Origin of the sequence: Ensifer sp. Root278 (assembly GCF_001429285.1) — a bacterium.
Classification (GTDB): Bacteria; Pseudomonadota; Alphaproteobacteria; order Rhizobiales; family Rhizobiaceae; genus Ensifer.
Genome location: NZ_LMJJ01000034.1, coordinates 258372 through 277917, shown reverse-complemented (window position 1 = coordinate 277917; position 19546 = coordinate 258372). Strand labels below are relative to the sequence as shown.

The 19546-nt window shown below is 62.4% G+C and carries 17 protein-coding genes; 9 read left to right on the top strand and 8 right to left on the bottom strand.

Features of this window, described 5'->3' with window-relative positions; all coding sequences use genetic code 11:
• Positions 1 to 6: 6 nt before the first annotated feature.
• The 4 genes from ASE60_RS21200 to lptF all read right to left on the bottom strand — a co-directional run bounded on the left by ASE60_RS21200 (position 7) and on the right by lptF (position 5729).
• Positions 7 to 945 carry a peptidylprolyl isomerase gene (locus ASE60_RS21200; protein WP_057252696.1) on the bottom strand — a complete coding sequence of 313 codons (939 nt, stop codon included), beginning with the start codon at positions 943 to 945 and terminating at the stop codon, positions 7 to 9.
• A gap of 187 nt (positions 946 to 1132) precedes the next feature.
• Positions 1133 to 3484: an LPS-assembly protein LptD gene (locus tag ASE60_RS21195; RefSeq protein WP_057252695.1), complete on the bottom strand. Its 2352-nt coding sequence runs from the start codon at positions 3482 to 3484 to the stop codon at positions 1133 to 1135.
• Positions 3484 to 4563 (bottom strand): LPS export ABC transporter permease LptG, encoded by a 1080-nt coding sequence (gene lptG, locus ASE60_RS21190; RefSeq protein ID WP_057252693.1) that lies wholly within the window; start codon positions 4561 to 4563, stop codon positions 3484 to 3486. Before lptG ends, ASE60_RS21195 begins: the two co-directional genes overlap by 1 nt.
• The gene (lptF, locus tag ASE60_RS21185; RefSeq protein WP_057252901.1) at positions 4560 to 5729 is read right to left on the bottom strand and encodes an LPS export ABC transporter permease LptF; all 1170 of its coding nucleotides are present in this window, start codon (positions 5727 to 5729) and stop codon (positions 4560 to 4562) included. The genes lptG and lptF overlap by 4 nt, the downstream gene beginning before the upstream one ends.
• Before the next feature lie 415 nt (positions 5730 to 6144).
• Here lptF and ASE60_RS21175 point away from each other — a divergent pair, with 415 nt between their 5' ends.
• Together ASE60_RS21175 and ASE60_RS21170 are read left to right on the top strand one after the other, a co-directional pair.
• Positions 6145 to 7638 (top strand): leucyl aminopeptidase, encoded by a 1494-nt coding sequence (locus ASE60_RS21175; protein WP_057252689.1) that lies wholly within the window; start codon positions 6145 to 6147, stop codon positions 7636 to 7638.
• Between the two features lie 41 nt (positions 7639 to 7679).
• Positions 7680 to 8129, top strand: coding sequence for a DNA polymerase III subunit chi (locus ASE60_RS21170; protein WP_057252688.1), 450 nt, complete (start codon positions 7680 to 7682; stop codon positions 8127 to 8129).
• A 73-nt stretch (positions 8130 to 8202) separates the two neighbouring features.
• Here the strand turns inward: ASE60_RS21170 and ASE60_RS21165 are convergent, their stop codons facing one another.
• A complete protein-coding gene (locus ASE60_RS21165) occupies positions 8203 to 9129 on the bottom strand; it encodes a Gfo/Idh/MocA family oxidoreductase (RefSeq protein WP_057252686.1) in 927 nt (308 codons plus the stop codon).
• 227 nt (positions 9130 to 9356) lie between these two features.
• On the opposite strand from ASE60_RS21165, the gene ASE60_RS21160 reads away from it, so the two are divergent.
• Entirely contained in the window at positions 9357 to 10199 is an 843-nt protein-coding gene (locus tag ASE60_RS21160) for a GNAT family N-acetyltransferase (RefSeq protein WP_057252685.1), read from the top strand.
• A 19-nt stretch (positions 10200 to 10218) separates the two neighbouring features.
• Here the strand turns inward: ASE60_RS21160 and ASE60_RS21155 are convergent, their stop codons facing one another.
• Entirely contained in the window at positions 10219 to 12108 is a 1890-nt protein-coding gene (locus tag ASE60_RS21155) for an ABC-F family ATP-binding cassette domain-containing protein (RefSeq protein ID WP_057252683.1), read from the bottom strand.
• 325 nt (positions 12109 to 12433) lie between these two features.
• Between ASE60_RS21155 and ASE60_RS21145 the strand changes: the two genes are divergently transcribed.
• The 3 genes from ASE60_RS21145 (at position 12434) to ASE60_RS21135 (ending at position 13687) form a co-directional block, all read left to right on the top strand.
• Positions 12434 to 12721 (top strand): hypothetical protein, encoded by a 288-nt coding sequence (locus ASE60_RS21145; RefSeq protein ID WP_057252679.1) that lies wholly within the window; start codon positions 12434 to 12436, stop codon positions 12719 to 12721.
• A gap of 146 nt (positions 12722 to 12867) precedes the next feature.
• Positions 12868 to 13146: a hypothetical protein gene (locus ASE60_RS21140; protein WP_057252677.1), complete on the top strand. Its 279-nt coding sequence runs from the start codon at positions 12868 to 12870 to the stop codon at positions 13144 to 13146.
• A gap of 88 nt (positions 13147 to 13234) precedes the next feature.
• A complete protein-coding gene (locus ASE60_RS21135) occupies positions 13235 to 13687 on the top strand; it encodes a MarR family transcriptional regulator (RefSeq protein WP_057252675.1) in 453 nt (150 codons plus the stop codon).
• 10 nt (positions 13688 to 13697) lie between these two features.
• On the opposite strand, the gene ASE60_RS21130 is transcribed toward ASE60_RS21135, so the two are convergent.
• Positions 13698 to 14699 carry a GGDEF domain-containing protein gene (locus tag ASE60_RS21130; RefSeq protein WP_057252673.1) on the bottom strand — a complete coding sequence of 334 codons (1002 nt, stop codon included), beginning with the start codon at positions 14697 to 14699 and terminating at the stop codon, positions 13698 to 13700.
• A gap of 359 nt (positions 14700 to 15058) precedes the next feature.
• Between ASE60_RS21130 and ASE60_RS21125 the strand changes: the two genes are divergently transcribed.
• Positions 15059 to 17662, top strand: coding sequence for a non-ribosomal peptide synthetase (locus ASE60_RS21125; RefSeq protein ID WP_156414697.1), 2604 nt, complete (start codon positions 15059 to 15061; stop codon positions 17660 to 17662).
• On the opposite strand, the gene ASE60_RS21120 is transcribed toward ASE60_RS21125, so the two are convergent.
• Positions 17648 to 18157, bottom strand: coding sequence for a DinB family protein (locus ASE60_RS21120; RefSeq protein WP_057252670.1), 510 nt, complete (start codon positions 18155 to 18157; stop codon positions 17648 to 17650). The two genes, ASE60_RS21125 and ASE60_RS21120, sit on opposite strands and share 15 nt — an antisense overlap.
• 136 nt (positions 18158 to 18293) lie before the next feature.
• On the opposite strand from ASE60_RS21120, the gene ASE60_RS21115 reads away from it, so the two are divergent.
• Both ASE60_RS21115 and ndk read left to right on the top strand, forming a co-directional pair.
• Positions 18294 to 18983 carry a glutathione S-transferase family protein gene (locus ASE60_RS21115; protein ID WP_057252668.1) on the top strand — a complete coding sequence of 230 codons (690 nt, stop codon included), beginning with the start codon at positions 18294 to 18296 and terminating at the stop codon, positions 18981 to 18983.
• A 102-nt stretch (positions 18984 to 19085) separates the two neighbouring features.
• Positions 19086 to 19508, top strand: coding sequence for a nucleoside-diphosphate kinase (gene ndk, locus ASE60_RS21110; protein ID WP_034803877.1), 423 nt, complete (start codon positions 19086 to 19088; stop codon positions 19506 to 19508).
• Positions 19509 to 19546 lie beyond the last annotated feature (38 nt).

Here is a 19546-nt window from a genome sequence, read left to right as displayed (position 1 = left end):
TTGTGCTTACTTGTTGACGATCTGCGCTTTCTTGCGCAGTTCCTCGAGGTATTTTTCGCTGTTCGGATCTTCCCCGCCGGCCTTCTTCTTGCCGATGTCCTCGGCACGGAAGACGATTTCTGCGGCCGTGTCGTCGTTGACTTCACGCTTCTTGCAGATTGCCAGGTACTCGACGCCCTTTTCGGTCACGCGGGTTCCGGTCGTGCCGTTCTCCCCGGCCTTCTCGACCAACGGCTTCCACTCGTCCGGCAGCTGCTGGGCAAGCATCCGGCCGAGACTGCGGATCGAAACGTCGCGATAGTTGGCGGCAAAGGTCTTCGACGTCTCGCAGCCCGGGAACTGTGAACGGGAGGCGTTCGCCTCGGCCTGCCGCTTTGCCGTGATGGCGCCGCGCTTCTTCTCGGGAATGACGAAGATCACCTGCTGCAGGAAGTATTCGGTGGTCACCGGCTTGTTGCCGCCGCCTTCCATCATCCGTTTGACGAGATCGGCGCCCTGGAGGCGGCTCGAATTGCCATAGCGGAAGTTGACCGCGCGGGGCCAGCTCATCTGTACGGCGATGAATTGCTTGAAGTGATCGGCGCCGACACCGGCCTGGTCGAGGATCTTGCCGAGCTGTTCCGCCGAAAGCTTGTTGCCCGCAGCAAAACGGGCATAGGCGGCATCGACGTCCTGCGTGCTGACGGATTGTCCGATGCGAACGATTTCGGCGCGCTTCAGGACCTCGTCCACCAGTTGCTTCTTCGCTTCCTCGGGGCCGCCCTTCTGGCGCTGAAGACGCAGGAATGCAACCCGCTTGGCAATATCGCCCGAGGTGATCACGGTGTTGTTGACCGTTACCTTGACCTGGCTTGCAGCCTGCGCACCGGCACATGCCGCGATGCTCAGGGCTCCGGCCACAGCCAATACCGAAAGCGTCCTCAAGATCGACATTTTCCCGCCCATTACCTTTTCCTGTTTGCCGGACGATCACCGCCGTCGGGCCTTGTCCGCCTACCGGCTTTGCGCCGTTGCCTTATCTTGTCGGAGGAAATGCATAATACATGCGGCCAAACGATGACAAGACCGTTTGAGCAGCCCAAAATTGCGCGAGGGGGCGAACTTCGCGTTCCGCCCCCTCGTTTCAATGATCTTAATAGTAATCCAGCTCTTCGAACTTGGTGTCGCCGACATTCACGTCACCGAGCGTACGGAAGCTGATTCTGGCGCCGATCGACCAATCGTTCGCCAGCGTGCTGCCGGTATCGCGTTCCTGCTTGTAGACAAGCGAGAACAGGGTGTCCTGATCGTCGTAGGTGATGCCGAAGCCGTTGCGCGTGATGACGTCCTGGTTGATGTCGTAAGTGATGGCACCAAAGACCGACCAGTAGTCATGGAACTTGTAGGCGGCCGCCGTCTGGATTTCGTCCTGGTTCACCTGCGAGCCATAAAGCGGCTGCGCTTCGATGCGTGTATAGGTCATCGCCGCCTGCCACGTCGTGCCGAGATACCCGACGGTCGCATCGGCACGGCGCAGTGCCAGATCCTTTTCGTCGAGGCGGCCCGAGAGGCTCGCCATCAGGCCGGACGGTGCGTCGATGCCGAACATCGCGACATAGTCCGAGCGCTTGGTTTCCAGACCGGAATTCGCGCCGGCCTTCACCAGGTCGTCGGTTGCGAAGGAGTTCAGGCCTCCGAGATGGAAGGATTGGCCGACGATGCTGCGCAGGCCGTAGCCACTGTCGAAGGTACCGGTATAGCGGAAGCCGACGTTGGCGCGCGTACCACCTTCGACCCGGTCGAAGCCAGAGAACTTGTCGCGGTCGAAAAGGTTGGTCGCATCGAACACAAAGCTCTGGGCGTCTTCGTTCGGCAGGCCACCGGCGTCCTGTTCGTCAGGGCGTGCGTAGAGCTGAGCGATCGGCTCAAGCACATGGCTGCTGTTTTCGCCGACGAACAGGATCGGGTAACGGGCTTCGAGACCGGCGGTCAACATGTGCCGCGTCGCCGCGTCGCTGGTGTCGTAGTCGCCGGTGTAGAGCGGTCCCGGCGCGTCCATGTTGAGGCCGAGGGCATCGCCGCGCGCCGCAAGGAGCGGCGTGACGACGAGACCGCCGGGAGCGATGAACATGCGCTTCCATTCAAGCTCGCCGGTCAGGCGGTGGGTCGTGCCCTCAAGGCCGCGGAAACGATTGACGACACCGGGGACGGTTTCGAGGTCCAGCCGGTTTCGTTTGACGTTCGTGAAGTTGACGGTTGCCGAAAGCTCGCCGCCCAGCACGGGCTTTGGCGCCTTGTAGGAGTAGTCAAGGACCTGCGTAACGGGTTGCTGGTTTTCATTGATGCTATTCGGGTCCGCGTCCTGAATGTCGAAGTAGAAGGCGCGCAGATCGAAGAAGTTTCGCTTGCCGAGGCCGGTCAGATAGGCCTGGTTGACATAGGTCGTGTTATCGAAGTTCGACAGTTCGTAGGTCTTGGCGAAGTTGGCATCCGACTGGACGAGGACGTTCCAGCCGAACGTCCAGCGCGGATTGATCTCGAATTCAGCCCGCGACGCGATCATGCCGCGATTGGTCTTCATCGCGTCGACCGTGCCCGGCGTGAACTTGCTCTTGTCGAGCTGGCTGATGCCGGCAACGTTCAGCGTATGGAAGCCGTTGTGGAACCGCTGACGGAACTCGCCCTCCAGCAGGAAGCCCTGCCGGGTCAGGCCCGTCACGGTTGCCGTTGCATCCATATAGGGCGAGATCGCCCAATAGTAGGGGACGCCGACGCCGACGCCGAGCTTCTGGGCCGAGCGGAACGTCGGGAACAGGAAGCCGCTCTTGCGCTTGACCGTATGGTCGGGCAGCTCCATCACCGGGATATAGGCGATCGGCTTGCCGAAGAGTTCGAAGCGGGCATTCTCAAGCCGAATCGTCCGCGTGCGACCGTTCTGAACGACGCGTTGCGCCTTGATATGCCACAGCGAGCGATGCTCCGGCTTGGTCGAGCAGGGCGTGCAGGCCGTGTAGACAGCCTCGTTCAGAATGAACTCCTCACCGTTCCGGCGCTCACCGCTCGTGGCGGCAAGACGGGTCAAATCGGTGGTTTCGATGCGCATCTGCTCAAGGAAACCGTCGCCGAAATCGTCGGTGACGTCCATCTTGTCGGCGTAGACGACATTGCCGCCCGGCTCGATGAACTGGATTTCCCCGGATGCATAGATGCGGCCATTCTTCTGGTCGTATTCGACCTGACGGGCCACCATCTTATAGCCGCCGTAGTCGATCTGCACGTTGCCGCGCACGATCACCTTCTCGGCGTCCTTGTTGTAGACGAGCTCATTGGCGGACAGAAGCAGCTTGACGTCTTCTGGCATGTTCGGCCGCAGCGAATCGAGGCGGTCCGAAGTCTGCTGCGCCATCGCAGGCGCACTCATTCCCATGGCAAGTGTCTGCAGCGCCACGCCTGCAAGCAGGGTAGCGTTGATCAGCGTCATGCGTTTGCGGTTCACTACCGCCACTAGCCATCCTCCTGATTTAAAAGAATCGTCGAGCCCAGCGCCATCGCTACAACAACTGGCAACCAGGCTGCAACGAAAGGAGGCACAATGCCGCTGCTCCCGAATGCTTTGACAAGCACGGTGACGACATAAAGCACGAAGCCTGAAAGGATGCCACCGAGAATTACGGAGCTAGATTGGTTGAACCGGCTAAACTTGAGCGACACGCAGGCGGCTATCAGCGTCATGGAGACGAGAAGGAGCGGCAGCGAGAGCATCGAGTGAAATTGGGTTTCCATGCCATTGGTTGAAAAACCGAAGGAGCGAGCCACCTCGATCTTTGCCGGAAGGTCAAAAAACTGAATGGAATCAGCCTTTGCAAGACGTTCCTGAACAAACTCGGCTTTCAGATTGGTGCTGAGTTGTGCTGTTTTCAAACGCCGCGGCAGCTGCCCGTTGCGCGTTTCAGTTACTTCGTTAAGAAGCCAGTAACCATCTTCGAGTTTCGCGGACGTCGCATCCTGTCTCAGAATGATCGTTCCCTGTGGATCGAAGTGGATAACGGTGACGTTGAGGAGCGTCGTGCCATTGTCCTGGACCGAGCGCGCGCCGATGATTGTATCGGTACCGTTGTAGATCTGTCGCAGCCACGGAATCGATCCGGAATCCGAGGATCGCGAGGCGCCCCATTCCGCCAGCAATGCCTCCCCACGCTTCGTTCCCCAGGCCGCCAGTGGGTTGAGCGCAACGACAGCGAGCACGCCGAAGAGGAAGGCGCCAAGGACGAAGGGGCGCAGGAACTGCCAGACGGAAATACCGGCGGCGCGGGTCACGACCAGTTCGTAGCGCCGGTTGAGGGAGATCAGCGCGGCCATTGCCGAAAACAGTGCCACAAACGGAATCGTCTGCTGCAGGATCAGCGGGATGCGGAGGGCGGTCATCAGCAGAGCGCCGGTGATCGAATAGTGCGGCAGGTTCGCCAGGCGGCTCGCCTGCTCGCTGAAGTCGATGATGAAGATCAGCGAGAAGATACCGACGAGGAACCAGAAAGTGGTGATCACATAGCGGATGAAGAAATAGCGTCCGAGCGTGCCCATCATGACGGCTGCCCTCCCTCGGCGTCACGCCGCACCAGGCGCAGGCGAACCAGGAGATCCTGCAGCTTTTCCTGCCCGGTCATCGGGATATCCAGACGTTTGTTGCTCACCAGCTGGTGAATGCAGAGCCCGCCGGCTGCGAGCGGCACGATATACATCAGCGGCACGAACCAGATGGAATCCTCGGCGCTGTTGCCGGCATAGAAGGTCATCCAGCGGATGAGCAGCGCCGTTCCGAGCGCGCTCACCATCGGATGGACGCGTGCTTCCCGGTGAGAGCGCGCATCGCTGCTGAATACCAGTGCGATCAGGCCGAAGAGCAGCGGAAAGGTCCACTCCGTCAGGCGGCGGTTGATCTCGGCTGTGAAGGCAAGCGGATTGTTCTTGTAGACCTGATCGTCCGGATCGGGATTGAGAAGCCCGGCCAGGTCGCGGTCCTTCGCCCGGATCGTCGCCTCGCGCGTGGTCTTGGTCATGTCGGCGAGGTCGAAGGCATAGGAATCGAACTTGATGATCGAGACGCTGCCGTCGGGCAGTTTGCGTTGCACCTCGCCGTCCTTCATCACCAGCGCGGAGCTCTTTTCATCCACCGCGCCTTCGCGGGCGTAATAGACGAGCTCGAAGGCGGGATTGCGCGAATCGGCAACGAAGATGCCCTGCAACACGCCGCCGCTGCGCCGCGCTCCGACCTGAACGTAGAGCCCGTCGGCAACCTTGCGGAACGAATTCTCCTGAACGACCGACGACAGAAGGTCGGCGTTGGCCGTCGCCAGCATCTTGCGTACCGAAACGCGCGAATAGGGCTCGACGAAGTTGTCGACCGCGAAGGACAGGACGCTCAGGGCCGCCGCCAGATAGATGACCGGCCGGATGATGGCCATGCGCGAACTGCCAGCGGCGTTGAGCACGGTCAGTTCCGAATCGGTGTTCATCGTGGTCAGGGTCTGGGTGACGCCGATGACCAGTGCGAAGGGCAGGATGATCGGGATGACCGAAGGCAGGATGAGGGTTGCCAGTTTGGCGAAGGCCAGAACCGACTGGCCGCTGTCGGTGACCAGGTTGACGTTGGCAAGCGCCTGCGTTGTCCACACAATGCCGAGCAATGGCAGGAGTGTCGCGAGGAACATGACCAAGGCACGCCGGAAGATGTAGCGTTCGATCAGCTTCATGCCCGTGTCCGGTCCAAAATCCTGCTCATGTTTCTGTCCGGCGGCGGCGTCGGACCGGGCATTGCCCGGGTCCAAACCGAAGCCCGGTTCTTACCCGCTATTTCGTGTCGCTCAAACTGTGAAGCAACAGGGATAATTTAAGGCGAAGAACCTCGGTTAACCGCATGTAAACATCCAGGGGCATCTTGCCAAGCGGTTGAAAAGCGAGAAGGGTGCCGGCCACAGCTTTGACGGTGGCGAATGTTGCGAATATTTTCCACTGTAACCGCCCGGTAACAGGGCGGATCGCCATAAGCCTCGCCGTGTCATCCAGATGCGTCGCGGCCAGATCACCTTGCCCTGGCGCCCGGCTCTCGGAAGCTACTTTCGATTCTCCGGCTGCGCACCGAAACAGGAAATATCCCGGAGTTTTTCAATGCCGATGAAGTTCGAGTTCAGCTTTGCCAAGTCCCACCGGCCGAGCGGCGGCGTTGCCGTGCTCCTCAAGACGTCGGGCGGCGGAGCCGCGGCCGGCGCGGATGTCGCCGATCCGGAAGACGTCGTGACAAAGGCAGCCAAGGTGAAGAAGTTCACCGGAAAGGTGTTCTCCAGCCTCGATATCGTTGCGCCGCATGGCTCGCCGGCTGACCGAATCATTGTGTTTGGGCTTGGAGAGGCGGATGCGCTTTCGGATCACGATTGGCTGAAGGCCGGCGGCGCCGTTGCGGCGAAACTCGGCTCAGTCGACAAGGTGACCGTATTCGTCGACGCTCCTGGGGTCGACGTGACCGGCAGGGCGGCTGCAGATTTCGCACTCGGCATGGAGATGAACGCCTATAGCTTCGACGGCTACAAGACCAAGAAGGCCGATGACGACGCCAAGTCCTCCGGCAAGCCGACCAAGGTCACGATCGTCACCGGTACCGTCATTGCCGCGAAGAAGGCTTTCGGCACAGCAGAGGCGGTGGCTGAAGGCGTGTTCCTGGCGCGCGACCTGGTGAACGAGCCGGCGAACGTACTGGGGCCGGTCGAGTTTGCCGCCAAGGCGAAGGAACTGGAGAAGCTCGGCGTCGAGGTCGAGATCCTCACGGAAAAGGAAATGAAAAAGCTCGGCATGGGCGCGCTGCTCGGCGTCGCCCAGGGGTCTACCCGACCGCCGCGCCTCGTGATCATGCAGTGGAAGGGCGGCAAGGCCAAGGAACGGCCGCTCGCGTTTGTCGGCAAGGGCGTCGTCTTCGACAGCGGCGGCATCTCGATCAAGCCGGCCGCCGGCATGGAGGAAATGAAGGGCGACATGGGCGGTGCGGCCGCCGTCACCGGCCTCATGCATGTGCTGGCCGCGCGTGAAGCGAAGGTCAACGCCATCGGCATCATCGGCCTTGTGGAAAACATGCCCGACGGCAGCGCCCAGCGCCCCGGCGACATCGTAACCTCGATGTCCGGCCAGACGATCGAAGTGATCAACACGGACGCCGAAGGCCGTCTCGTGCTCTGCGATGCGCTCTGGTATTGCAACGACCGCTTCAAGCCGCAGGCAATCATCGACCTTGCGACGCTGACCGGCGCCATCATGGTTGCGCTTGCGACCCATCACGCCGGCCTGTTCTCCAACGACGACCGTCTGGCCGGGCAGCTCCTTGCCGCCGGCATGGCGACGCAGGAACGCCTGTGGCGCATGCCGCTCGGCAAGGAATACGACAAGATGATCGACAGCAAGTTCGCCGACATGAAGAACACCGGCGGCCGCCACGGCGGCGCGGTGACGGCGGCGCAGTTCCTGAAGCGTTTCGTCAAGGACACGCCCTGGGCGCATCTCGATATCGCCGGCACCGCCATGGGCGCGCCGACGGATGAGGTCAACCAGTCCTGGGGCTCGGGCTTCGGCGTCCGGCTGCTCGATGAACTGGTGCGGGCGAGCTACGAATCCTGACCGGCCGTGCTGGACGTGACGAAAAGCGGGAAGCGATCGGCATGACCGAAATCCTGTTCTATCACCTGACGGAATCGAAGCTCGAAGACGCGCTGCCGCCGTTGCTCGACAAGAGTGTCGAGCGCGGCTGGCGGGTGGCCGTGCAGACGATCGATGCCGAGCGGCGTGACGCGCTGGACACGCATCTCTGGGTCTATCGCGACGAGAGCTTCCTGCCGCATGGCACGGATGTCGGCGAGTTCGCTGCCGATCAGCCGGTGTTGCTGGTGGCGGACGAAGGCAATGCGAATGCGGCGACGGTGCGTTTCGTCATCGATGGCGCCAGCCCGCCTGATGTTTCGACCTATGAGCGCATCGTCTTCATGTTCGACGGCTACGATCAGGATCAGGTCGAAGGCGCGCGCGCCCATTGGAAGCGGCTGAAGGGGGAGGGGCACAGCCTCACCTACTGGCAGCAGAACCGCGACGGCCGGTGGGAAAAGAAGGCCTGAGTTTACAGCGCATTGCGACGAACAAAGCCCGCGGCCGATACCGCGGGCTTTGCGTTTCTGCCTGTCTGGAAAATCAGTCGTGGAACGCTTCGACGAACTTGCGCTTGCCGAGCATGAAGGCGTCGGCGACGTGACGCAGCGGCGCGAGATCGACGTCCGACCGTCCGGCTTTGACGATCTCGGCGAAACGCCGATAGAGCATTGGGTATTCCTGTTCCGGCTCCTGATGCACGAGCTTGCCGTCGACGGCGAGCTTGGCGCCGCCTTCGGACAGCACCATCTCGCCCGCCGCCGTCCGGGCGACGATATCCCAGCTTTGCTTGCCGGTCTGGCGCCAGTCGAATTCGGCGGAAACCGGCAGTTTCTTCCCATCCGTGAAGGTGATGGTGGCAGCAATCGGCGCGTCGCGATTCTCGGGGAATTCGAGCACGGCCGAGGTCACGAACAGCGGGCGCGGCAGAATGTGGGTGACGATCGAAAGCGCGTTGATGCCGGGATCGAAGACGCCGAGGCCACCCGCCGCCCAGATCCATTCCTGGTTCGGGTGCCAGTGGCGCACGTCTTCCTTCCAGATGACCTGGACATCATTGATCGTCGTTGCCGCCAGGAAGGATTTTGCCGCTTCCACGGCCGGCGCGTAGCGGGAGTGCCAGCTCGCAAACAGCGACAGCCCCTTCGATGCCGCCAGCGCCTCGAGGTCTGCGACCTCGCTGAGGGTGGCGCCCGGAGGCTTTTCCAGGAACACATGCTTGCCGGCGTCGAGTGCTGCGCGGGCGGCCTCGTAGCGATACTGCGGCGGCATGCAGAGCGATACGGCCTCGATCGCAGGCACGGCTTCGAGCATCGCCTCGATCGATTTGAAGTTGTCGATGCCGTCGACCGTGCCATGCCGGCTTGCGGCGGCGATCAGGTGATAGTCGCTGTTCTTGGCGATCGCCGGCAGGTGCTGGTCGCGAACGATTTTGCCGACGCCGACAAGGGCAATTTTGATGGGGGCCATGGTGTTCCGCTCGATTTGTATGACTTATTGTCGGCTCTTGTAGCAGATTGCGCAGGGCGGACAAGCGCCGCCGGTCCGTCGCCAGCATATGCCGTCAATGTCGGGGAAATCGACAGATTATCATTCCCTCTGAACGCCACTGCGCTAGCTCTACCACCGGACGTGCCGTTTCGTCCCGTCAACCGGGCTGACGATAGGGCGATCTGACCGCCCAAGAGGAGTGAACCATGCAGCAGCAAATCCGTCGTGCCAGCCGCGCCGAACTCGACGTCATGATCGAGTGGGCGGCCGAGGAGGGGTGGAATCCCGGGCTCGGTGATGTCGGCCCCTTCTGGGCGGCCGATCCGGACGGCTACTGGATAGCCGATGGAGAGGACGGGCCGGTCGGCGCCATCTCGCTGGTGCGATACAACGAAAGCTACGCCTTTCTCGGCTTCTACATCACGCGACCGGAACACCGCGGCAAGGGGATCGGTCGGCAACTGTGGCAACAGGCGATGGTCGTCGCCGGGAACCGCATCGTCGGCCTCGACGGCGTGGTCGCACAGCAGGAGAATTATCGGCGGTCCGGCTTCACCTATGCCCATGCGAACATCCGCTACGGCGGTGTCATCGACGTAATCGAGCCGCCGGGCGCCGACCTCCTGGAGGTCGCCCCGGTCCATATGTCGCTCCTCACCGAGTATGACCGCCGCTTCGTCCCGGCGCGTCGCGAGGCGTTCCTTCGTGAATGGCTGAAGTCGAGCGATGGACGGCGCAGTGTCCTGCTGCTGCGCGACGGCGCAGTCGCGGCCTATGGAACGATCCGGGCTTGCCGAAACGGGTTCAAGATTGGACCGCTCTTCTCCGACACCGAGACCGGCGCCGATCTGGTCTTTCGCAAGGTCGCCGCCGGTGTCAATGGCAGCGAAATTTACCTCGACATCCCCGAACCGAACGCCTCGGCCAAGGCGCTTTGCGATCGCTACAATCTGCGGGCAGCGTTCGAGACGGCGCGCATGTATCGCGGGCCCGACCCCGGGCTGCCGTTGGCACGGATCTACGGCATCACCACGTTCGAACTGGGCTGACCGGTCGGGCAGGCTTCTGTCAGCCGGCCATTGCCTCTTCATACTCGGCGGAAAGCTCAAGCCATTGCTCTTCGGCGTGAGCGAGTTTCACTGCCGCGTCGGAGCGTTCCTTGGCTTTCTGGGCGGCTTTCGCAGGCGACTTTTCGTAGAGCACCGGATTGGCCAGTTCCACATCAAGTGCCTGAATCAGTTTCTCCAGTTTTCCGGTCAAGGATTCGATTTCATTGATCTTCTTGCGGAGCGGCGCCAGCGAAGCGCGCTTGTCGGCATTGACCTTGCGCTGGTCCGCCTTCGAGAGGCTGTCATCGGCTCCGTTCGGCTTGGCCTTGTCGTCCTTGGGCTTGGGTCCGCCGACGATCAGGCTGCGATAATCCTCAAGGTCGCCGTCGTAGCTCGTCACCGTTCCGTCGCGCACCAGCCACAGCCGGTCGGCCGTTGCCTCGATCAGATGGCGATCGTGCGAGATCAGGATGACAGCGCCGGAATAGTCGTTGAGGGCGGTGATCAGCGCGTTGCGGCTGTCGATGTCGAGGTGGTTGGTCGGCTCGTCGAGGATCAGGAGGTTCGGTGCGTCGAAGGCGGCAAGGCCCATCAGCAGCCGTGCTTTCTCGCCACCCGAGAGATCCTTGGCAGGCGTTTCCATTTTTTCCGTCGCCAGCCCCATCTGCGCCACGCGCGAACGCACCTTGGCTTCGGGGGCGTCCGGCATGCGCCGGCGCACATGCTCGACGGCGCTCTGCGTGGGGATGAGGTCGTCGAGCTGGTGCTGGGCGAAGAAACCGACCTTGAGGTTCGGCGCGATCTTCAGTTCGCCCGCCTCCGGCGCCAGTCGGCCGGAGATGAATTTGGCGAAGGTCGACTTGCCGTTGCCGTTCGAACCGAGCAGCGCGATGCGGTCGTCGGTATCGATCCTGAGGTTCAGCCGCTTGAGGATCGGCTTGCTGGGCTCGTAGCCAACGGTACCGCCTGTGACGGCAATGATCGGCGAGGCGGCTTCCTTCTCCGGGTCCGGGAAGGAGAAGCCCTGGACGTGATCCTCGATCACCGCCGCAATCGTGCCCATGCGCTCAAGTGCCTTCACGCGGCTTTGCGCCTGGCGGGCCTTGGTGGCCTTGGCCTTGAAGCGGTCGATGAAGCTCTGCAGGTGCTTGCGCGCCGCATCGTTCTTGGCTTTCGCCTTCATCTGCAGCTCGTCGGCCTCGGCCTTCTGCCGCTCGAACTGGTCATAGGGTCCGCGATAGAAGGTAAGCTTCTTCTGGTCGAGATGCACGATGGCGTTGACCGCAGTGTTCAGCAGATCGCGGTCGTGGCTGATGATGATGACCGTGTGCGGATAGCGGCGAATGTAGTCCTCAAGCCAGAGCGTGCCTTCGAGGTCGAGATAGTTGGTCGGCTCGTCGAGCAGCAACAGGTCCGGCTCGGAGAAGAGCACGCCGGCGAGCGCGACGCGCATGCGCCAGCCGCCGGAGAAGGAGGAGGCCGGGCGCAATTGCGCTTCGTGATCGAAGCCGAGGCCGGCGAGAATGCTCGCGGCCCGCGCTTCGGCCGAGTGGGCGCCGATATCGGCAAGCCGGGTCTGGATCTCGGCGATGCGGTGCGGATCGGTTGCGGTCTCGGCTTCGGCGATCAGGGCCGAGCGTTCCTTGTCGGCCTTCAGCACGATCTCGATCAGCGGTTCCTCGGTGCCGGGCGCTTCCTGGGCCACCTGGCCGATACGGGCGTTCTTCGGCAAGGAGACGCTGCCGGCCTCGGAGGCAAATTCACCGGTGATGATGCGAAACAGCGTCGACTTGCCGGCACCATTGCGCCCCACGAGCCCGGCCTTCGTGCCCGCAGGAAGCGTCACGGATGCGTTTTCGATGAGGAGACGGCCCGCAATGCGGGCGGAAAGGCCGGAAATCTGGATCATTGCGGCCTTTTGCCCGGACTCGTCCGGGAAGGCAAGAGGCGCGGCCTCGACCGCATCCGCCTTGGCTACCCTCTTGTGACCGTTCGCGATTTCAAGGGGTCATTGTTATCGATTTTTGAACAAGGCGTTCCGTCAATCGATACTACACATCCTCATCGTGAGGGACCATCTCATAAACGGAAGGGCGGGGAACGCTCTTCTGACCGGCCTCGATCGACTGAACGCCATCGGCAAGGGCCCCGCGTTTAGAGGGACGACCGATCCGGCCACGGACAATTTAGCTGAAACCTCGTTCATGTGAACGAGCCTCCCAGGAGTGAAGATCATGAAAACTGCAATCCAGACCGCTCTTTCCGCCGCTCTCGTTGCAACCGCTATCCTCGGTGGCGCCTCCGCTGCCTTCGCCGGCGGCAGCTACTACGAAGGCGTCAGCCCGACGCCGCTGTACACCGAGCGCACGCCTGCCGTCACCGGCAAGACCTCCTTCACCATCGGCAATTCGGAAGCTGGCTATGTTGACAGCACCCGGACCGGCTCGGTCGTCAACTACGGCGTTGCGCCGAAGAGCGTGATCGGCGGCGAAGGTGAGTACTATCAGGGTATTTCGCGCTAACCGCGACGAAGAAGGGGTGCGGGTTTCTCCCCCCGCACCCTCTTTCGAGGGATTTGATTGATCATTGCCATGATCCTATGAGGCGACCTCCCAAGCGCCCAGGCGGGGCTTAGCCCCACCGTCTATCTCCACCAAGGAACCGATCTATGAAGAAGTCCATTGCCGCGATCCTCGTTGCGGCCGCCATGCTTGGCGGCGCGTCGGCCGCTGTGGCCGGCGGCAGCTACTATGAGGGTGTGAGCTCCACGCCGCTCTTCACCGGCCGCGCCGAAGCTTCCGCCGGCACCGGTGTCTCCGCGAGCACGACCAGCCGCGGCGACTATTATGCGGGCATCGAAGACAGATCCGTCGACACGACGGCAACCGGCGCGATCGCCGACAGCGGCGCCAAGGCTCTCGGCCAGGCCGACGAAAACAAGCAGTAAGTCACGCCAAACGGTTGACCGAACAGCCCGGTCCCGCCACGCGGGGCCGGGTTGTTTCGTTTGGCGTTGCCAAATGAGGTACATTGCCATGACAGAAAAAATCGAAGTCGCCGAGCGGCTCTTCGATCTCTATCAGTGCGTTCATCGCCTGGTGAACACATCGATGTCGGAGGAAGGCGTTTCGCTCGCGCGCAGCAAATTCCTGTTCTATCTCAACAGGCTGGGGCCCTGTCGCTGCGCGGATATCGCTTCAGCGCTCGGTTTTGCGGCGAGAACCGTCACCGAAGCGATCGACGGGTTGGAACGCGACGGCATGGTCATCCGTGAAGCGGACCCGGAGGATCGCCGCGCGAAGATCATTTCGATAACCGATCGCGGCCGGTTGGCACTGGAAGCGGCGCTACAGCCACGGCATCGCACGATCGACGAATTGTTCTCGGCGCTCGATGATTGCGAGCGCACCGAACTCTTCCGCTTGCTTGGTTGTCTGCGGGAGAAGGCGACGGAGATCGACGAAAACCGCCAGCCGGTTGCCGCCTGACGCGCAACACTCAGGCGGCGTTCTGACCGTAGGTCCAGCCGCGGTCGCGGCCGAGTGCCGCCGAATAGCTAAGGATGCCGGCGCCATCGCGCGCGCCGGCCAGTGCCAGCTCGGCCTGGGTCAGGAGATCGGCGCTCGTTGATGCCGGTTGCGCTATGGTGATGCCGGCCGCAAGCGAGAGCGTCTCGGCGGTGTGCGCGCGCCCGGGAAGGGTGACCTTCAGTTCCTCCACGGATTGGCACAGGCGCCGAACAATGGCTTCGGCGTTTTCGACGCTGACGTCCCGGCAGACGAAGGCGAAGTCCTGCTGACCCACGCGGGCGACGAAGTCGTTCTTCTTGATCGACTTGCGAAATAGCGTCGACAGCTTGGTGAGCGCCTTGCTCGCCACCGTGCCACCGTGTTGCTCGGCCATCTCGCGAAGTCCTTCGACAGAGACGAGAAGCAGGGCAACCGGCTGGTCGGTTCGCTCCGTTTCGAGAATGGAGTCGAGCTTCGCTGTCAGCGCCAGACGGTTCGGCAAGCCGGTAGCGGGGTCGCGGTTGAGCGACCGGCGGCTTTCGGCGAGATCCCCCTCGAGCTCGGCCATGCGCTGCGCGCTGGTTTCCAGGGCGTGCTGCAGGGCATTCTCTTCGTTCATCAAACGGCCTGCCGCTTCGCGCAGCCGCGCGGCGTCGTCCGCGAACTCCGACAGGCCGGCGACGGGGTCAGCTGCCAGCCGACTGGCGAAATGATCGAGTTCCGTCTTGAATGATTGCTTCTGCGCCAGCGCAAGCTTGAGCGTACTGGCCATGTCGGCGAGGGCTTCCTGGGCTGCGGCTCTCGCCCGGTCCGCGGCGAGGGCTGCGTGGGAGACGAGGTGATGTTTGAGGCCCAAGGCGTCCAGCGAGTCCTGTTGCGGCTTGTGCCCGAGCTCGGCAAGCTCCCGGGAAAGCTGGGGCAGGCGACCGGACAGCGCCTCGTAGAAAAGCTCGTAGTTGCGGGGCAGGGCAGCGACCCCGTGCGCGGACATTGCGTGCGCCACTTTCAGAATGATCGCCGCCTGCCTCGCCTGTGATCGGCTGGCGTCCGCTGGAACTTGCCTGGTCATTCTGTCGTGGTCCCCAATGTGTGCCGGATAGTGGTGTCCGGATCCAACGGCACTATGGAAGCCTGCATTTAAGGGAGTCTGAAGATTTCGGCCGGCCGCCCATTCGCGCCCGGTATGGTTGCTGAATTCCCTCTGCTCGCGGTCGGACGCAACCGAGAATCGCATGCCAACTGACAGCCGTCAGTCCGGGCAATCTTTATACTTGACGCCTTTAGTCACCAATTATATTCGGCGCTGCTAATTCGGGCATGGGGGCCCGAGGCAAACAGCGACGGTCAAGGATGTCCCTCTCGTTCATTGCGGATCTGGCGAAATGGGGCGACCGGCCGGCGCTGGTCTTTTCCGGGCAGCGGGTCGTCACTTATCGGGAACTCGGCGAGCGGGTCGCCCGCCAGGCGCTTTCCTTCCGCGGCCCGCGTGGGCTGGTGGCGATCGAGGCCGAGCTTTGCGAACATGCGATCGTCGCTTATCTGGCAGCGCTGACAGCTGGACATGCCGTGGCGATGCAAGCCCCGAAGAACGGGGCCGCCGGCTCCTGGGTCGATGCCTTCGATCCCGATTATGCCTTTCGCCGGATCGGGGGCCGCTGGCGCACGGAACAGCCGCTGCGGCAAAGTGACAGTGCGCCGCATTCCGAGCTGGCGGTGATGCTCTCGACATCGGGCAGCACCGGTTGCGGCAAGGCCGTCCGCTTGTCCCGGGAAAACATCTTCGCAAACGCCGCGTCCATCGCCGACTATCTCGGCCTGACGGCGGATGACCGCGGTTGCCTCATTCTGCCGCTCCATTATTCCTACGGCCTGTCGGTGCTGAATTCTCATCTGACAGTCGGCGCCAGCCTCTATATTCCCGGTGGATCGATCCTCGATGCCGGTTTTCTCGATGGCCTGGCCGAAAGCGGCAGCACGAACCTTGCGGGCGTTCCCTATTCCTACGAATTGCTGGAGAAGGTGGGCTTCCGCGATCGGCGGTTCCCGCGCTTGCGCTTCATGACCGTAGCCGGCGGTCGGTTGAGCCCGGACGTCATCCGTCTCTACAACGACCACCTCAAAGCCCAAGGCGCGGCCTTTTTCGCCATGTACGGCCAGACCGAGGCCACCGCTCGGATCGCCTATGTGCCGCCCACCCTGCTTGCCGGTAACGAAGACAGGATCGGCGTCGCGATCCCCGGCGGGCGCCTTCTGATCGAGAACGAGAGCGGAGCGCCGATCGAAAACGATGGTGTGGCCGGCGAACTCGTCTATCACGGCCCGAACGTCATGATGGGCTATGCCACATCGCGCGACGATCTTTGCCGCGGCGCCGAACTCGCCGAATTGCGCACCGGCGACCTCGCGATGCGCCATGCCGACGGCCTGTTCCAGATCGTCGGCCGCATGAAGCGGATTTCCAAGATCGCCGGCCTCAGGATCGCTCACGATGTGTTGGAAGCGGCGCTCGAAAGGCGCGGCATCACTGCTTCTGTCGTCGGTGACGATGCCGGCCTTCACGCCTTTTATGCCGGCAGCCGCGATGCGGAAGAGATCAGACGGTTCCTCGCACAGGCAAGCGGGCTGACGCTTTCGCATCTCAAGGCCACCCCCCTTGCCGAAATGCCGCGGCTTGCCAGCGGCAAGGTCGACTACAACGCGCTGAACATGGCGGCCCGCCAGGCTGCGGCGAACGTTGACGACGACAACGGCGGCATCGAAGAGCTTTTTGCGCAGGTCTTCTATCCGAAAAGGGTAAAGCGCTCCGACAGTTTTGTGTCGCTGGGCGGCGATTCCCTGCGCTTCGTTCAGCTCTCGATCGGTCTGGAAAAGGCGCTGGGGCAAGTTCCGGACGCCTGGGAGACCTTGTCTATCGCCAAGTTATCGGCCGAGGAGCGTCGCGAGACCGCCACGCGGCGGATCGGGATGGATCTGCTGATTCGCGCACTGGCCATTCTGCTGGTCGTGCTGCACCACGAACTACTTTGGCCCATCCCCGGCGGATCGGCAGCCATGGTCGTTCTCGCGGGCTTCAGCCTCGCCCGCTTCCAGATGGGCCCACTTCTGGCGGGAGACGGCCTGGCCATCCTGCGCCCGCTCGCCCAGGTGCTCGTGCCATACTATCTGATCGTCGCCGCCTATGCGGTCGCCTGGGGCGAGGTGCCCTGGGCCTCGGTCTTCCTCGTCGGCAATTTCGGTGTGGCCCTGCCGGAGACGCACGGCATGGTGCCGTATCTCTACTGGTTCATCGAAGCCTATTGCCAGATGATGCTCGTCTTCGTCGGGCTCTTCGCCATCCCACAGTTCCGGCGGTTCGTGTCGGCAAGGCCTTTCGCCGCCGGTATGAGCCTGCTCCTGGCGGCGCTCGCCGCCAGGCTGGCGCTGCCGCTCCTGTGGCCGATCGGCAATCGCCAGATTTTTACCCTGCCGTGGATCTTCTATCTCGCGGTCATCGGCTGGTGCGCCGCTGTCGCCGAAACGGGCAAACAACGGCTGCTGCTGATGATGGCCGGCACAGGGGCGTTCCTGTTCTTCGGTCTATACGAGGGGGTCTGGATCGGGACGAAGGTCAAGTACCTCCTGCAAATCGCCGTCCTCGCGGCGCTGCTTTATCTCCCGCGCACCAGCGTGCCGCGCTCTGCGGCACAGCTCATCCTGCCTTTGTCGGCGGCGGGCTTCCACATCTACATCCTGCACCGCTTCGTTCCCGAACTTCTGTTGGCGCCGCTGCAACCGGCATTGCCAACCGTGGCGTTTTCGGTCCTGTCGATCGTCGGCGGTGTGGTTCTCGGCCTGGTCGCCTGGCTCGGCCAGCGTCAGGTGCTCAAGAAGCTTGCGGAGTGGCGGGAGCGTGAGCTCCGGCCACTGCGGTCGCCTGGGTTGGGGGCGCTCCGGTCTCCGCTACGCCCACTTTGACCCTTCGGTTCTCAGGAAATACGCGAGATCCAGCGTTATGGATGGGCGGCCGAGTGCGGTCAGCGTTGCATGCGCCTGGCCGCGATGATGGGTCTGATGGTTGAAGAAATGCCCGAGCGTCGGCGCCAGCTTCTGCGTGATGACCGTGGGGTTGGTGAGCGGTGTATAGGTGAGGTCGGCGCTGAGGCGTGCATCACTCAGGCCGTCGATCCAGGCAATGATGCGTTCGTCCTCAGCAGTTCGCGCGGCGGCGAGCGCCGAGAGGTCGTCGTGGAGGATCGTGTCGAGCGAGGCCGGGGTGTCGCCCTCGTGCGTAAAGCGCTTCATCCAGACCCGATCGGCAACGAGGATATGGTTGAGGGTCGAAAGCAGCGAGCCGAAGAAGGCGCCGCGGCTTTCCCGCAATTCGGCATCGGTCAGTTCTGCCGCAGCGGCATAGACCAGGCGGTTCGCCCAGCGGTTATAGTCGGCGAACATGCGAAAGTGATCGAGCATCGGGTATCTCCTTTGAAGGGGCGGCGACGCTAACTCGAAACCGCATTTCTGTGGCTGATATCACTCATGAAATTTACTGATTTGATGACGTGGCCGATTTGTCGTTCAAAGGGACGCCAACCGACCGGGAGTTCATATGTCGAGAAAACTCTATTCGCTTTGCGGGGCCGACAGGACGCGTCCGTTCTCGCCGCATGTGTGGAAGACGAAGATGTCGCTCGCGCACAAGGGGCTCGATTTCGACGTCGTGCCGATCGCCTTCACCGAGATCCACGCGGTCGAGGATGGGGCGACGAGCCTGGTGCCGCTGCTGCGGGACGGAGAACGTCTGGTGAAGGACAGCTTCGAGATCGCGCTTTATCTCGAACAAACCTATCCGGATCGCGCGCTGCTCTTCGCCGGTGAGGGGGCGATGGCGATCTCCCGCTTCGTCGAGGGCTGGTCGCAGACGACGCTGCATCCCGCCATCACCCGCATCATCATCAGGGATATTCACGATCGCCTCGATCCGATCGATCAGGCCTACTTCCGGCAGAGCCGCGAGAAGCGTTTTGGCACGTCGCTTGAAACGGTAGCCGAAAGCGGCGGCGCCGCGCTCGAATCCTTCGCTGAAAAGCTCGAACCTTTGCGCCATATGCTGAAGTTTCAGGAATTCCTGGGCGGCGCCTCGCCGCTTTTCGCCGACTACATCGTCTTCGGCGCGTTTCAGTGGGCGCGCATCGTCTCGCCGCAGCGCCTGCTTCAGCCAGGCGATCCCGTCACCGATTGGTTCGAGCGGTGCCTCGATCTGCACGGTGGGCTCGGACGTAGTGTGACGGCTGCGTGAAACCCGCTTGGCCCGAGCCGAATCATCGGTGAACCCCCTTGTTTTGCGCGGGATTGGCGGCTAATGAACCGCCACTTCTCAAGAAACAAGGGATTTGAGCCAATGGCTATTGAACGTACCTTCTCGATGATCAAGCCGGACGCTACCAAGCGCAACCTGACCGGCGCCATCACCAAGATGCTCGAAGATGCCGGCCTGCGCGTCGTCGCTTCCAAGCGCGTCTGGATGAGCCGCCGCGAAGCCGAAGGCTTCTACGCCGTTCACAAGGAACGTCCGTTCTTCGGCGAACTGGTCGAGTTCATGTCCTCCGGCCCGACCATCGTTCAGGTTCTCGAAGGCGAAAACGCAATCGCCAAGAACCGCGAAGTCATGGGCGCCACCAACCCGGCAAACGCTGACGAAGGCACCATCCGCAAGGTTCACGCCCTGTCGATCGGCGAAAACTCGGTTCACGGTTCGGATGCTCCGGAAACCGCTGCTGAAGAAATCGCCTACTGGTTCTCGGGCACCGAGATCGTCGGCTGATTCAAAATCTTCGGTTCGAGCCGCAAAGGCTTGAATTG

What these genes read in the sequence shown, in the direction of transcription:
- ASE60_RS21140 (WP_057252677.1), top strand. Translation starts at nt 12,868, where the DNA reads ATGAAGAAGTCCATTGCCGCGATCCTCGTTGCGGCCGCCATGCTTGGC.
- ASE60_RS21155 (WP_057252683.1), bottom strand. Translation starts at nt 12,108, where the DNA reads ATGATCCAGATTTCCGGCCTTTCCGCCCGCATTGCGGGCCGTCTCCTC.
- ASE60_RS21170 (WP_057252688.1), top strand. Translation starts at nt 7,680, where the DNA reads ATGACCGAAATCCTGTTCTATCACCTGACGGAATCGAAGCTCGAAGAC.
- ASE60_RS21120 (WP_057252670.1), bottom strand. Translation starts at nt 18,157, where the DNA reads ATGCTCGATCACTTTCGCATGTTCGCCGACTATAACCGCTGGGCGAAC.
- ASE60_RS21160 (WP_057252685.1), top strand. Translation starts at nt 9,357, where the DNA reads ATGCAGCAGCAAATCCGTCGTGCCAGCCGCGCCGAACTCGACGTCATG.
- ASE60_RS21135 (WP_057252675.1), top strand. Translation starts at nt 13,235, where the DNA reads ATGACAGAAAAAATCGAAGTCGCCGAGCGGCTCTTCGATCTCTATCAG.
- ASE60_RS21175 (WP_057252689.1), top strand. Translation starts at nt 6,145, where the DNA reads ATGCCGATGAAGTTCGAGTTCAGCTTTGCCAAGTCCCACCGGCCGAGC.
- lptF (WP_057252901.1), bottom strand. Translation starts at nt 5,729, where the DNA reads ATGAAGCTGATCGAACGCTACATCTTCCGGCGTGCCTTGGTCATGTTC.
- ASE60_RS21115 (WP_057252668.1), top strand. Translation starts at nt 18,294, where the DNA reads ATGTCGAGAAAACTCTATTCGCTTTGCGGGGCCGACAGGACGCGTCCG.
- ASE60_RS21145 (WP_057252679.1), top strand. Translation starts at nt 12,434, where the DNA reads ATGAAAACTGCAATCCAGACCGCTCTTTCCGCCGCTCTCGTTGCAACC.
- ASE60_RS21165 (WP_057252686.1), bottom strand. Translation starts at nt 9,129, where the DNA reads ATGGCCCCCATCAAAATTGCCCTTGTCGGCGTCGGCAAAATCGTTCGC.
- ASE60_RS21200 (WP_057252696.1), bottom strand. Translation starts at nt 945, where the DNA reads ATGGGCGGGAAAATGTCGATCTTGAGGACGCTTTCGGTATTGGCTGTG.
- ASE60_RS21125 (WP_156414697.1), top strand. Translation starts at nt 15,059, where the DNA reads ATGTCCCTCTCGTTCATTGCGGATCTGGCGAAATGGGGCGACCGGCCG.
- ASE60_RS21130 (WP_057252673.1), bottom strand. Translation starts at nt 14,699, where the DNA reads ATGTCCGCGCACGGGGTCGCTGCCCTGCCCCGCAACTACGAGCTTTTC.
- ndk (WP_034803877.1), top strand. Translation starts at nt 19,086, where the DNA reads ATGGCTATTGAACGTACCTTCTCGATGATCAAGCCGGACGCTACCAAG.
- lptG (WP_057252693.1), bottom strand. Translation starts at nt 4,563, where the DNA reads ATGATGGGCACGCTCGGACGCTATTTCTTCATCCGCTATGTGATCACC.